Source organism: Dickeya oryzae, from assembly GCF_009372235.1.
Classification (GTDB): Bacteria; Pseudomonadota; Gammaproteobacteria; order Enterobacterales; family Enterobacteriaceae; genus Dickeya; species Dickeya oryzae.
Genome location: NZ_ML762920.1, coordinates 1145621 through 1157897, shown reverse-complemented (window position 1 = coordinate 1157897; position 12277 = coordinate 1145621). Strand labels below are relative to the sequence as shown.

Annotated in this window: 11 protein-coding genes; 4 read left to right on the top strand and 7 right to left on the bottom strand. The window is 57.8% G+C overall.

Annotated elements, in window-relative coordinates:
* Window positions 1-455 precede the first annotated feature (455 nt).
* From FAZ14_RS05170 to FAZ14_RS05160, 3 genes are all read right to left on the bottom strand, one after another.
* Complete coding sequence (locus tag FAZ14_RS05170; protein ID WP_016941684.1) at window positions 456-1172, bottom strand: GntR family transcriptional regulator; 717 nt, start codon at window positions 1170-1172, stop codon at window positions 456-458.
* A 17-nt stretch (window positions 1173-1189) separates the two neighbouring features.
* Window positions 1190-2989, bottom strand: coding sequence for an allophanate hydrolase (atzF, locus tag FAZ14_RS05165; protein ID WP_153508142.1), 1800 nt, complete (start codon window positions 2987-2989; stop codon window positions 1190-1192).
* Window positions 2990-3210: 221 nt separating this feature from the next.
* Window positions 3211-4695: an NCS1 family nucleobase:cation symporter-1 gene (locus FAZ14_RS05160; RefSeq protein ID WP_016941686.1), complete on the bottom strand. Its 1485-nt coding sequence runs from the start codon at window positions 4693-4695 to the stop codon at window positions 3211-3213.
* Window positions 4696-4849: 154 nt separating this feature from the next.
* On the opposite strand from FAZ14_RS05160, the gene FAZ14_RS05155 reads away from it, so the two are divergent.
* The 3 genes from FAZ14_RS05155 to puuE all read left to right on the top strand — a co-directional run bounded on the left by FAZ14_RS05155 (window position 4850) and on the right by puuE (window position 7366).
* On the top strand, window positions 4850-5593 hold the full coding sequence (locus FAZ14_RS05155; protein WP_016941687.1) for a GntR family transcriptional regulator: 744 nt from the start codon (window positions 4850-4852) through the stop codon (window positions 5591-5593).
* Window positions 5590-6327 (top strand): allantoin racemase, encoded by a 738-nt coding sequence (hpxA, locus tag FAZ14_RS05150; RefSeq protein WP_016941688.1) that lies wholly within the window; start codon window positions 5590-5592, stop codon window positions 6325-6327. Before FAZ14_RS05155 ends, hpxA begins: the two co-directional genes overlap by 4 nt.
* Before the next feature lie 91 nt (window positions 6328-6418).
* Complete coding sequence (puuE, locus tag FAZ14_RS05145; RefSeq protein ID WP_012885911.1) at window positions 6419-7366, top strand: allantoinase PuuE; 948 nt, start codon at window positions 6419-6421, stop codon at window positions 7364-7366.
* Between the two features lie 210 nt (window positions 7367-7576).
* On the opposite strand, the gene hpxZ is transcribed toward puuE, so the two are convergent.
* The 4 genes from hpxZ to FAZ14_RS05125 are packed head-to-tail and all read right to left on the bottom strand — an operon-like array spanning window position 7577 to window position 11192.
* Entirely contained in the window at window positions 7577-7972 is a 396-nt protein-coding gene (gene hpxZ / locus FAZ14_RS05140) for an oxalurate catabolism protein HpxZ (protein ID WP_016941690.1), read from the bottom strand.
* Window positions 7969-9381, bottom strand: coding sequence for an AtzE family amidohydrolase (locus FAZ14_RS05135; RefSeq protein WP_016941691.1), 1413 nt, complete (start codon window positions 9379-9381; stop codon window positions 7969-7971). The genes hpxZ and FAZ14_RS05135 overlap by 4 nt, the downstream gene beginning before the upstream one ends.
* The gene (hpxX, locus tag FAZ14_RS05130) at window positions 9378-9575 is read right to left on the bottom strand and encodes an oxalurate catabolism protein HpxX (protein WP_016941692.1); all 198 of its coding nucleotides are present in this window, start codon (window positions 9573-9575) and stop codon (window positions 9378-9380) included. Before hpxX ends, FAZ14_RS05135 begins: the two co-directional genes overlap by 4 nt.
* Before the next feature lie 27 nt (window positions 9576-9602).
* Window positions 9603-11192, bottom strand: a complete 1590-nt coding sequence (locus FAZ14_RS05125; RefSeq protein WP_153508141.1) for a gamma-glutamyltransferase family protein — start codon at window positions 11190-11192, stop codon at window positions 9603-9605.
* A 226-nt stretch (window positions 11193-11418) separates the two neighbouring features.
* Between FAZ14_RS05125 and FAZ14_RS05120 the strand changes: the two genes are divergently transcribed.
* The gene (locus tag FAZ14_RS05120) at window positions 11419-12258 is read left to right on the top strand and encodes a MurR/RpiR family transcriptional regulator (protein ID WP_153508140.1); all 840 of its coding nucleotides are present in this window, start codon (window positions 11419-11421) and stop codon (window positions 12256-12258) included.
* Window positions 12259-12277: the final 19 nt, after the last annotated feature.

Here is a 12277-nt window from a genome sequence, read left to right as displayed (position 1 = left end):
TTTTGTTAATTCAATTATCTTTTAAATTCAATTGATTGATTATATTTGTTGTTTTTTTATGCGGGTGTTTTTTTAAGGTGAGATTTTATGTTTATAACAATGATTTCTGTGAGGTTTTTAAGGCGATGAAATGTGTTGATTTAATCGCGATTTCATATTTTTGTGAGTGGTGTTAATTACGGTGAGTAGATTGTGGTTGTAGCCGATTACCCGCTGATAAGTAGAAGGTTGCAGGCGGGGGATCATCAGAAGTTTGATTGCCATTAATGCAGGGATAATAGTGTTCGGCATGACGGAATAGATGAGGGGGGTAATCAGATGATTCTGATTATTTATTTCATAAATAAGTCATTGGTGGTGGGAGAATTATCAACACAATCGTACTCATCAAATAGCGTCTACTGCCGGGTATTACCCGGCAGTAGACGCTCTCTATATAGATATCAAAAGAGATATCAAATCACCGTCTGATCCCTGGCCTGTTGTAGCAGATGCAACGTAATGTTGCGCACCTCCGCTTTGCTATCAGCAATATGCTGCGTAAGGCGCTGACAGGCCTGCTCTGTATTCTGAATGAAGATAGCTTGCAGGATGGCGCTATGCTCCTGATACGTTGCCTGAATTCGGTCCTGTCGGGAGAAATCCAGCCGACGGATAAGGCGGATTTTCTCCGTAACATCGCGATGGACGCGCGCCATTTCACGGTTGCCGATGGCAGCGACCAATGCCAGGTGAAAGGCTTCATCCTGCTGTGAAACCTGCTTGCCGTCTTCCTGTTGCGGTTCGTCTATCCAGTACTGACGCAGAGGCTGAAGCAGCGTGGTACACGCCTCTGACGGCAGTGCGCACAACCGTTGTACTGCTTCGCGCTCCAGTACGATGCGCAGGTCATATAGCTCTTCGAAGTACGCGAAGTCGAACGGCTTAACCTGCCAGCCACTGCGGTAGTAAACACGCACAAACCCTTCGGTTTCCAGCCGAAACAACGCCTGACGGATCGGTGTACGGCTGACTGACAGGCGTTCAACCAATTCGTGTTCCGTAAAGCGATCTCCCGGCAGTAACCGGAAATCGAAGATATCCTGTTTCAGCTGTAAATAAACCTGCTCTGCCAATACCAGTGGCTTACTTTGGCGACGCGTTGTCGGTGTGTCAGGCGCGGCGAATTGCATGGGGTTTCCTCCCAGAGTCAGGTCGATGAACGCTGAGCGACAAAGGCACGCCAGCCACCGAATGCGGTAATGTCCTCGGCACCGTCCAGCGCTGCGGGTTCACAGATGAACCCCTTGACCTGGCGTCCGTCTGCCAGTGTCAGCGTACCGATACCGAGCGGCGGCGGGATCTCGGCAACGAATTCACCGAAACGCGCCAGCGGAATATCCCACAGTTCTACCGCAATGGGTTGCCCTTGCCCGGTGTTGACCAGCCCCGGTTTGGGGGGATGGGTATTTGCCAGTGCGTACAGACGGTAGTCGGCGCTGGTGACGGTCTCTTCCACTTTGACGGCATCGCGGGTAGTCAATTGAAAGTTGAGCGGCATCCCTGTTAAGTGAGCGCCCACTACAGCCAGCCGTACATGGTGGGGCGACGGCACCTGTGGTGCAGGCATTGGCGGCAGAGAGTGACCGGTGGCACCCAACGGTAGTGCCGTGGCAGATTGCCAGCGTTGACCAAACGCCGCCAGAGCCGCGTCATGCCAGGCCGGTGCAATCAGCGTAATACCGGCGGGCAGGCCGTCTTCACGAAACGGTGCTGGTAATGCCAGCCCACACAAATCCGCCAGATTGGTGAAGTTGGTGTAGAAACCGAATTGTGAGTTGTAGAGCACGGGTTGCTGTTTCATCTCTTCTTGCGTGCGAATGGTGGGCGTGGTGGGGACCACCAGTGCATCAAACCCGTTCAGCGTGGCCGCAATGTGTCGGGCCAGTTCCGCACGCAGGTACTCTGCGGCAAACACCTCACCAGCACTGTAGTCGGAACCTTTAGCGATAATACCGCGTACCACTGGATCCATGGCTTCTGGCTGCTCATGCAGTAACGCGCCAACGGCCACGGTACGTTCTGCCACCCATGGCCCTTCATAGAGCTGGCGCGCCAGTTGTGTGAACGGGGTGAAGTCCACCGGCTCCAGCGTCGCGCCCATCGCCTGCAAACCGGATAGCGCTTGTTGAAACGCGTGCTCCGCGTGCTGGTCGCCAAAAAATTCCAGTGGATGCGGTACCGCCAGTCGCAACCGGGCGGAGACATTCGCTGGCGTGGTGCGTGGGTGGGGGCGCGAATACGCGTCATCCTCGTCATAACCGCCTGCCAGTGTGGTGACCTGCCAGGCATCCTGCACGGATAATGCAAACACTGACACACAATCGTTCAGGCGGCAGGCAGGGATGACCCCACGCGTTGACAGCCAGCCTTTGGTGGGTTTCAGCCCGACGATATTATTGAAACCGGCGGGAACGCGGCCGGAACCTGCGGTGTCGGTACCCAGCGCGAACGGTACCAGCCCGCGAGCGACCACCGAGGCGGAACCGGAACTGGAGCCACCGCTGACATACTCTGGCTTGATGCTGTTAGGCACCGCGCCAAACGGTGAGCGGGTGCCCACCAACCCGGTAGCGAACTGGTCAAGGTTGGTTTTGCCAACCACGATAGCACCGGCGGCCTTCAGGCGTGCCACCACGGTGGCGTCTTGTGTCGCGGTGTAGGTAAACGCCGGGCAGGCCGCGCTGGTGGGCCAGCCTGCAACATCGATATTGTCCTTGACCGCAAACGGAACGCCATACAGCGGCAGGTGTTTCGCGTCGGGTCGGCTGAGTAGGTCGGTGATTTGCTCGCGGACGCCAGCTTCGTCTGGCAGATAAATCCACGCCGGGTCTTCGGCGCGCAGTGAGCGCCAGACAGCCAGCAGCGTGTCAGTCACGTCAGAACCGTGCTGGTAGTGATGTTGCCACTGAGGGAGCGTCAGGCCGATATAAGGGGTGTGTGATGTCATCAATGCATTCCAGTTTGTATACAAGATGGCGTACAACATTCAAACCTTATGCCAGTTTTTTAACTGTCTGTTTCTTTGAGGTTTATTGCTAAAGGGCGAGAGGCTGTCTGTATGACACGCACCGTCGTGGCACAACCGAATGCAAAACGAGGGCGAAAGTAGGGCAAGCGGCAGGATAAAACGCCGGATCGCGATGATGCGTTGCGATCCGGCGCGGTGACTTATTCTTTACCCAGCACTAAGCCTGACAGGCTGGCCGCGGCTGGCGTACGGGCTTTCTCCCGACGAGCCAGATAACGGTAGCTGCCCGCGCCTAAGCCAACGCCGATAAACCAACTGAAATTGGCAACCTCATGCCAGGCGGGCACAAAACTGATCACCAGCCCGATCGCGACCGATGGCAGCAGTGCCAGCACCGCATTGGGGTTAATGCCGTTACGGTACCAGTAGCGACCGTTCGGGGTATCGTTGAACAGCGCGTCAACATCGATCTTACCGCCTTTGATCAGATAAAAGTCAGCCAGCAGAATGCCGAACAACGGGCCGATAAATGCCCCCAGTACGTCGAGCGTGTAGTGGATCAGTTCCGGTGAATTGAACAGGTTCCACGGCGTTAGCAGCACTGAGCCGACGGCGGCAATCATCCCACCGGTGCGGAAACTGATGCGTTGCGGCGAACAGTTGGAGAAGTCGAACGCCGGGGAAACGAAGTTGGCGACAATATTGATGCCGATGGTCGCGACAATCATGGTCAGCAGGCCCAACGCGACTGCCACGCTGTTGCCGACGCGGCTGACGGTTTCAATCGGGTCGGTAATCATTTGACCGAACAGGGACTGGGTGCCGGAGACAATCACCACGGTGACGATGGAGAACAGCAGGAAGTTGAACGGCAGCCCCCAGCGGTTACCGCGGTGGATCTCCTGCATGCTTTTACCGTAGCGGGAAAAGTCACCAAAGTTCAGTAACGGACCGGAGAAGTAGGACACCACCAACGCGGTCGCGGTGATCATCTGCCAGATCTGCTCGCCGCCGCTGAGCGATTTGCTGCTCAGGGTGAAAGAGATATTCTCCAGTCCGGTTTTGTATACAATCCACCCGGCCAGTGCCAGCATGACCACGTAAACCGCCGGGCCGGCGACATCGATAAAGCGCTTGATGGCGCTCATGCCGTGCCAGAACACCATGGCCTGCAACAGCCACATCACGCCAAAGCACAGCCAGCCCAGCGTCGACAAGCCCAGCCAGTGACTTGTGGTGAGCGAGGTAAGAGAAGGCGCGAATTTCAGCAACACCAGCATCAACGCATTGGCTGCCAGATAGGTCTGGATACCGTACCAGGCGAAGGCGATCAATCCACGGATGACCGCTGGAATGTTGGCACCGAACACCCCGAAGGACTGACGACAAATCACCGCATAGGGCACGCCACTGAGCTGACTGGGTTTAGCCACTAAATTGGCACACAACTGCACGATGCAAATACCGGCCAGCAAACACAGCAGCACCTGCCAACTGGCAAGGCCCAATGTAAAGAAGCTGGCTGCTACCACGTAGCCGCCCATACTGTGAACATCCGACATCCAGAAGGAAAATATGTTGTACCAGGACCAGTTCTGCTCGCGTGTCGGCGCCAGGTCTTCGTTGCACAGTCTCGGGCTGTAGTGTGCCGGAGCACTTCCGGCGGGCGTCATATTTTCTGGCATGGAATCTGCTCCTTTTTTGATGACGATGAAAAATAAAGGTGAATAACCTGTCCTGTGAGGTGTTGCAGGATTTGGGCCAGATCGGTGAATTTTGTATACAATAATTTTATTTTTTGTGTACGATCTGGTGGTGACGTGATGACGGAAGAAGCCAATGAACGATATTTATGGTCTCGGACAAGAGACATTTTTCGAGCAAAAAGATGACGTTATCTATCAGGCGCTGTTAAACGCGATTGTTGAGCATCAGTTATTGCCAGGGGCTCGTCTGCCGGAAGAAGCGTTGGCAGACGCGTTTGGGGTGAGCCGTACTGGGATCCGAAAGGTGTTACAGCGTCTGGCAACGGTGCAAATGATCACGCTGTTGCCCAAACGTGGTGCACAGGTAGCGACACCGACGGTAGAAGAAGCGCGTGAGATCTTTCAAACCCGTAGCCTGATGGAGTGCGCTAACCTGCCTGCTGTGCTGGCTCATTGCCAGCCGCCGCACCTGGCGGCGCTGGAGAAACTGATGGAGGCAGAAGAAAAAGCCCATCAGGATCGTAATGGGCCGGAGGCGATCCGCCTGTCGGCCGCTTTTCATATACAGCTGCAGGCGATTTCCGGTAACACTGTGCTGACCGGCATGGTGTCGCAATTAACGCTCCGATCGTCGCTGGTGATCGCCGCATATGGTGCGCCCTGGCAGCAAGGCTGCCGTTGTCATGATCATCAGGATTTACTGGCTCTGCTGCGTAAGGGGGATCTGCAGGCGCTGACTGCTGCCATGCAACAGCATTTCGACGACATCGTCGCCAGCCTGCGCTTTGGCGGCGACAGTGTGACCACACCGGATTTTTCACGGCTGTTTAGCCATTTCAACGCGTCCGAACACCCTAACAAGGAGCAGGCCGAATGAGCCGATGCGTGATTCAGGTAATCAACCCTAATACCAGCCTGGCGATGACGGAAACCATCGGTGAGGCGGCACGGCGAGTTGCCTCGGCCGGTACTGAGATTCTGGCGGTGTGCCCGTCGCAGGGCGTGCCGTCGATTGAAGGGCATTTTGATGAAGCCGTGGCGACGCTGGGTGTGCTCGAGCAGGTTCGGCTGGGGCGTGAGCACGGGGTCAGCGGTCATGTCATCGCCTGTTTCGGCGATCCCGGTCTGCTGGCGGCACGGGAGCTGGCAAGCGCACCGGTGGTGGGAATAGCGGAGGCGGCGATGCATCTGGCGACGCTGGTGGCGACGCGTTTTTCCATTGTCACCACGCTGCCGCGCACGCTCATCATCGCCCGTCATCTGTTGCAGCGTTACGGTTTCGAGCACCACTGCGCCGCACTGCACGCGATCGATTTGCCGGTGCTGGCACTGGAGGACGGGCAAGGTCTGGCACAACATAAAGTGCGGGAAATGTGTATACAAGCGAAACGGCAGGATGGATCCGGTGCGATTGTGCTGGGTTGTGGCGGCATGGCCGATCTGGCACAGGCACTGACGCAGGAGTTGGGGATCCCGGTGATCGATGGCGTCGGTGCGGCGGTGAAAATGGTGGAATCGCTGGTTGGGCTGGGACTGACCACCAGTAAACACGGCGATCTCGACTACCCACTCGACAAGCCGTTAACCGGCGCATGTGCGCCGTTGCGCTAAGTATTGATCATGATAAGTAATGATCATGATAAGCAATGATCGCGCTAAGTAATGAGCGCGCCGTTGCCGTCATCATTATAAGGAAGAGACCATGACACTTTCTCAGCTCTGGGGTACAGACCCGGACTACCCGCGCGATCTGATTGGTTATGCCGGAAAACCGCCGCATGCCCGCTGGCCTGGACAGGCACGTATCGCGGTGCAATTTGTTCTGAATTATGAAGAAGGGTCTGAAAATCACGTGCTGCACGGTGATGCCGGTTCCGAGCAATTTCTGTCTGATATTATCGGGGCAGCCAGTTACCCGGCGCGGCATATGTCGATGGATTCGCTCTATGAATATGGTTCTCGTGCCGGTTTCTGGCGTATTCATCAGGAGTTTCAACGCCGTGGTTTGCCGATGACGGTGTTTGGCGTGGCAATGGCGCTGGCGCGAAACCCGGCGGTGGTCGAGGCTATCAAGGCGGCGGACTACGACGTGGTCAGCCACGGCTGGCGCTGGATCCACTACCAGAATATGGATATCGATACCGAACGGGCGCATTTACAACAGGCCATCGCCGTGCACACCGATTTATTCGGTCAGCCGCCGTTGGGCTGGTATACCGGCCGCGACAGCCCCCACACCCGACAGCTGGTGCTGGAGCAGGGCGGCTTCCTGTACGACAGCGACTATTATGGTGATGACCTGCCGTTTTGGTTGCCGGTGCGGCGTGCCGACGGCGAGGTGAAACCGCATCTGATCGTTCCCTACACGCTGGATGCCAACGACATGCGCTTTGCCTCACCACAGGGTTTTAACAGTGGCGAGCAGTTTTTCAATTACCTGAAGGACAGTTTTGACGTGCTGTATGCCGAAGGGGATGACGCGCCGAAAATGCTGTCGATTGGTATGCACTGTCGTTTGCTGGGGCGACCGGGACGCTTTCGGGCGTTACAACGCTTCCTCGATTATATCCAACAGCATGAGCGGGTATGGGTCTGTCGCCGTCAGGATATCGCCGAGCATTGGTATCGGGTCCACCCTTATCAGGGCTGATGCGATAAGGCATTCATTGTACCGACGGGGTTACCGGTATGAGCCAGGCAATGTTACCTATGGGTTTCATTGCCTGGCTTTTTTGTCGGTGATAGCGCCTGGCTGTGTCACGACCGGGCTTGCTGGGGGCTGTGTTTCGGCTCCCACCTCTGAGGGAAGTCGGATAGCTGGTAACCGCTACCGTCGCTATCCGACACGGATGCGCAGGGGTTACACCATCAGGCTCACATGAGCCGCCACGATGCGCCAGCCTTGCACGGTACGCCGCCAGGTTTGCATTTGACGGCCGATTTTCTCGCTGCCTTCACGACGAAATTCGGTACTGGCGACCGCCGTATCACGGCCGTAGGTGGTGATCACGGTGTTTTGCAACTGCCTGTCCAACCCGGCGGAAGGGCGCGCGGCACGAAATTCGCGGATCTGCTCGATGCCGTACAGATTTTCAGACGCGCCGTAACGCACGGTGAGCTCATCGTGCCAGAACAGCTGGTCCAGCACCTCAACATCGTTACCGGTCAGCGCCTTTTCGTAACGGTAAAAGGCGTCGGTGACCTCAGCCAGTACCTCGGGAATATTAATGTCAGACGGTGTGTTCTCGGATGTCATGCGGAAAGTCCTTGTGGGTAAAACGTCATCGGTGGCAGCGCCTGTGCGATGCCCTGTTGTTCAAGATGCCAGGCGGCGCGTAGCGCCACGTCTTCCCGCCAGGGGGCGGCGATCAACTGCACACCGATCGGCAGCCCGCTGGCGGTTGCTAGCGGCACGGTGACGACCGGCAAGCCGACGAACGAAATGGGCTGGGTTAACATGCCCATGCTGGCGCGGATCGGTAAATCGGTGTGATTGATGCGCATGGTTTCCTGACCGATCGGGGTGGCCGGGCACGGGGTCGCTGGCGCAATCAGCAGATCGGTATCGTTGAATAACGCCAGCACTTCACGGCGGAAATGATCGCGAAAGCGCTGAGCCTGTACATACCAGGCCGCCGGGATCATCGCGCCAGCCAACAGCCGTTCGCGGGAAAGTGGCTCAAATTGCTCCGGTGTGGCCTGCAGCGCTGGCAGGTATTGATTACCCCCTTCGCTGGCGGAAAGAATAAATGCCGCAGTACGCGCCAGCGTGGCGTTATCCAGTGTCACATCGCTGTCGGCGTTTAAGGCGTCTGCGACTTGTCGCACAGCCGCGGCGGCTTGCTCATCGCACCATTGCGCGAAGTAGCCCCCCAATACCCGGCTGCGTAGCGGGGTGGTGTCAGACAATGACGGCACCGTGGATCGCAGCGGTTGATCTGCCTGAAAACGATCAGCCGGATCGCGGCCTTGCAGCACGTCATAGACCAGCGCCAGATCGTCTACGCTGCGTGCCAGCGGGCCGATGTGATCGAGGCTACCGACAAACGGCTGCGTTCCCTGACGTGATAACCGCCCGAACGTCGGCTTCAGCCCGAAAATACCGCACAACGAGGCCGGAACCCGGATCGAACCGTTGGTATCACTACCCAGAGAAAAATTCACCAGACCAGCGGCGACCGCGGCGGCGGAACCACCGGACGACCCCCCCGCGATACGGGTCAGGTCGTGCGGGTTGCCGGTCGCGCCATAGTGCGTGTTTTCGGTGGTAAAGCCGTAAGCGTAGGCATCCATATTCAGCAGGCCGGACAGCAGCGCGCCTTGTGCCTGTAGCTGGCGCACCGCGAATGCATCCTGAGTGGCAGGAGCACGCTGGCTAAATAACCTGGCCCCGGCCAGGGTGGTTTCACCGGCGACATCAAACAGATTCTTCACCGCATAGGGCACCCCGGCCAGTGCAGGCAGCGGCTCGCCTAAGCGGCGTTTCAGGTCCACGCCGTTGGCTTCTGTCAGCATACGCTGTGCTGTGACGGCGGTGTATGCGTTTACAGTCGGGTTATGTTGCTCGATGCGCGCCAGGGTATCGCGGGCAATGTCGGTGGCGGACAGGTGGCCTGCCACCAGTTCAGCCTGCAATGTGCGAATAGACAGTTGAGCAGGATTCATGGCTGATAGACCCCCGCCACTTCCTGACGCTCATCCAACGTAAACGCCATCAGCGGTTGCGCCATGGCGGCGATGCGGCTGAACTGGACGTGCAATTCCTGACGGCGGCTCTCATCCAGGTCCAGCCCCATCAGGGTTTCCATTTGTTGCAGGTACACGGCCAGCATGTCCTGATCGATATCCTTGTTTTTCATAATCAGCACCTTCATCGGGTTGAAAGATTAATAACCGGCTGCGCTGCCGTTGCTGCGCGGGTCGCTGGCACCTTCCAGCATGCCGTTGACGTGGCGGACAATCGCACCGGCGTGACCGACGGTTTCGCTAAATCCGGCAAGCAGTTCCACATCGTGACCGAGGGTACGCAGCGCATCAATGGTAGCGGGCATGAACCGATCCTCCAGCTTGAGCGTATCGGTCGACTGCCCCCAGGTGCGCCCCAGCAACCAGCGCGGTGCCGTAATCGCCTGTTGCAACGGCACTCCTTGCATCACATGACGAATAAACAACGCGGCTTGTGTCTGCGGCTGGCCGTCACCGCCCATCGAACCATAGACCATCGTGCGCCCGTCGGACAGGCGCGCCGCCGCCGGGTTCAGTGTGTGAAAGGGTTGTTTACCCGGTACCAGCGCCAGCAAGTGGTTCGGGTCCAGGCTGAAAGACGCCCCACGGTTTTGCCACAACACGCCAGTACCCGGCAGCACCATGCCGCTGCCGAATTCGTGATAAATACTCTGAATGAACGAGACCGACACCCCATGGCGATCGCACACGCCCATCCAGACGGTATCGCCCGGCCCTTTGCCCTCGCCCCAGGGCGCGGCGGCGCGGGTGTTGACGGTTTCCGCAAGCGTTTTCAGGTGGCTATCGGACAGCAGGGCCTGAATATCCTGGGTGATCAGTGTCGGATCGGTGATGTAGGTATCGCGTAGCCCAAACGCCAGTTTGGTGGCTTCCACTACCCGGTGAATGGTCTGGCTGTCGCTGAGATCGGCCATCCCCAGCCTGTCGGTAATGCCGAGAATCGCCAGTGAGACCAACCCTTGTGTGGGCGGTGCGAGGTTGAAGACCTCGCCGTGGCTGTGTTTCAACACCAATGGCACGGTACGGCGGGCGCGGTAATTCGCCAAATCTTCCTGCGTGACCGGCATGTCCAGCGCCGCCATCTGTTTTGTCATGCGTGCGGCCAGCGCGCCGCGATAAAAGCTGTCCAGCCCATCTTGTGCCAGTTGTTGCAGCGTATCGGCCAGATCCGGCTGGGTGAAACGGCTGCCGGTACGGGGGATCGCACCCTGAGGCATAAAGACCCGGCAGAATTCGGAGAAATCGCGCAGTTCGTGCTGGCGACTGGTGAGCGCATCTTCCTGAGACTGGGTAACCGGGATGCCGTGGCGCGCATAGTGGATGGCATCGTCCAGTAACTGTGTCAGTGGCAGGGGAGCACCCAGATCCAGTTCTGCTGCGTAATTTAGCGCTTCCTGCCAGCCGCCTACCGTCCCGGCGACGGTCAGCGCGGCGTTGGGGCCACGGTGCGGAATACGGCTTTCACCGGCGTAGCGTGCGCGGGTCGCCAGCGAACCGGCGGCACCACTGGCGTCAATGGCAACAGGCTGGCCTTGCGGCGGCACTATCAGCCAGAAACCATCGCCGCCTAAGCTGTTCATGTGGGGATACACCACGGCAATGGCCGCCGCCGCGGCGACCATCGCTTCGATGGCATTACCTCCGGCGCGTAACACACGCTGTGCGCTGGCGCTGGCAAGATGATGCGGTGTGACCGCCATGCCCGACGGGGCGATATTACTTTGCATCATGAGGGTAAGACTCTTGGTGGACAGTAGGGTGGTCGATGCTAAGCAAAAGCCGTTCCATCTTTTCTGCTTGCTGCCGACCGACGGTTGTATGCTATGTTCATCATAGCGTCGAAAAGATGAAACAAAAGTTACAGCGCTCAAACTTACCGCGCTCAAACTTAATGCGCTCAAACCCGACGCGATCAAACTTATAGCGTTTAGATGTTAGATAATGACAAGGGCAGGCATGAAGCAGATTGATGAACGGTTGCGCAGCCAGTACAGCGAACTGTCGCCGCAGGAGCAGCGTGTGGCGGAGTTTATCTTTGACCACCTGGATGACCTCATCAGCTATAACAGCGCTGAACTGGCGCGGCTGAGTGGCGTTTCCAAAGCGACGGTCAGCCGCCTGTTCCGCCGCCTCGGCTACCCCAGTTACCGCGAGATGCGCGATGAACTGCGCACCTTGCGCCAGAGCGGCATGCCGTTGACCGATAATCGGGACGCGGTGCAGGGCAATACGCTGCTGGCGCGCCATTACAAGCAGGAGATGGCTAACCTGACGCAATGGGTCAACCAGATAGACCCACAGCAGTTCGGTGCAGTAATCGGCGCGTTGCAGCAGGCCCGGCGCGTCTGCATTCTTGGGCTGCGCAACAGCTACCCGGTGGCATTACACCTGCGTCAGCAACTGCTGCAAATCCGTCCGCAGGTGCCGTTACTGGCGCAGCCCGGCCAGACGCTGGCGGAGGAACTGGCGGACCTCGACGAGCAGGACGTGGTGATTGTGGTGGCGTTCCGTCGCCGTCCACGCCTGATTCAGCCTTTGCTGCAGCACTTGCATACCCGACAGATTCCGGTGTTGCTGCTGTGTGAGCCGCAAGTCCACGCGTTGCCGCCGTTGGCTTGCTGGGTGTTGAGCGCACCGCTGGATAGCGTGTCGGCGTTTGACAGCTATGCTGGGGCCATGAGCCTGGTCAACCTCATCAGCAACGCGTTACTGCACCAGATGCTGGCGCAAGGGCGTCAACGTATCCACGATATTGCCGATCTTTACCTGCAACTCGACGAGCTGGAACAGCGGTAGTTGCGCGCTCCGCTGGTGC

Bases quoted from the DNA above. Each gene is read 5' to 3' on its own strand.
- FAZ14_RS05170 (WP_016941684.1), bottom strand. From the start codon at position 1,172: ATGCAATTCGCCGCGCCTGACACACCGACAACGCGTCGCCAAAGTAAG.
- atzF (WP_153508142.1), bottom strand. From the start codon at position 2,989: ATGACATCACACACCCCTTATATCGGCCTGACGCTCCCTCAGTGGCAA.
- FAZ14_RS05160 (WP_016941686.1), bottom strand. From the start codon at position 4,695: ATGCCAGAAAATATGACGCCCGCCGGAAGTGCTCCGGCACACTACAGC.
- FAZ14_RS05155 (WP_016941687.1), top strand. From the start codon at position 4,850: ATGAACGATATTTATGGTCTCGGACAAGAGACATTTTTCGAGCAAAAA.
- hpxA (WP_016941688.1), top strand. From the start codon at position 5,590: ATGAGCCGATGCGTGATTCAGGTAATCAACCCTAATACCAGCCTGGCG.
- puuE (WP_012885911.1), top strand. From the start codon at position 6,419: ATGACACTTTCTCAGCTCTGGGGTACAGACCCGGACTACCCGCGCGAT.
- hpxZ (WP_016941690.1), bottom strand. From the start codon at position 7,972: ATGACATCCGAGAACACACCGTCTGACATTAATATTCCCGAGGTACTG.
- FAZ14_RS05135 (WP_016941691.1), bottom strand. From the start codon at position 9,381: ATGAATCCTGCTCAACTGTCTATTCGCACATTGCAGGCTGAACTGGTG.
- hpxX (WP_016941692.1), bottom strand. From the start codon at position 9,575: ATGAAAAACAAGGATATCGATCAGGACATGCTGGCCGTGTACCTGCAA.
- FAZ14_RS05125 (WP_153508141.1), bottom strand. From the start codon at position 11,192: ATGATGCAAAGTAATATCGCCCCGTCGGGCATGGCGGTCACACCGCAT.
- FAZ14_RS05120 (WP_153508140.1), top strand. From the start codon at position 11,419: ATGAAGCAGATTGATGAACGGTTGCGCAGCCAGTACAGCGAACTGTCG.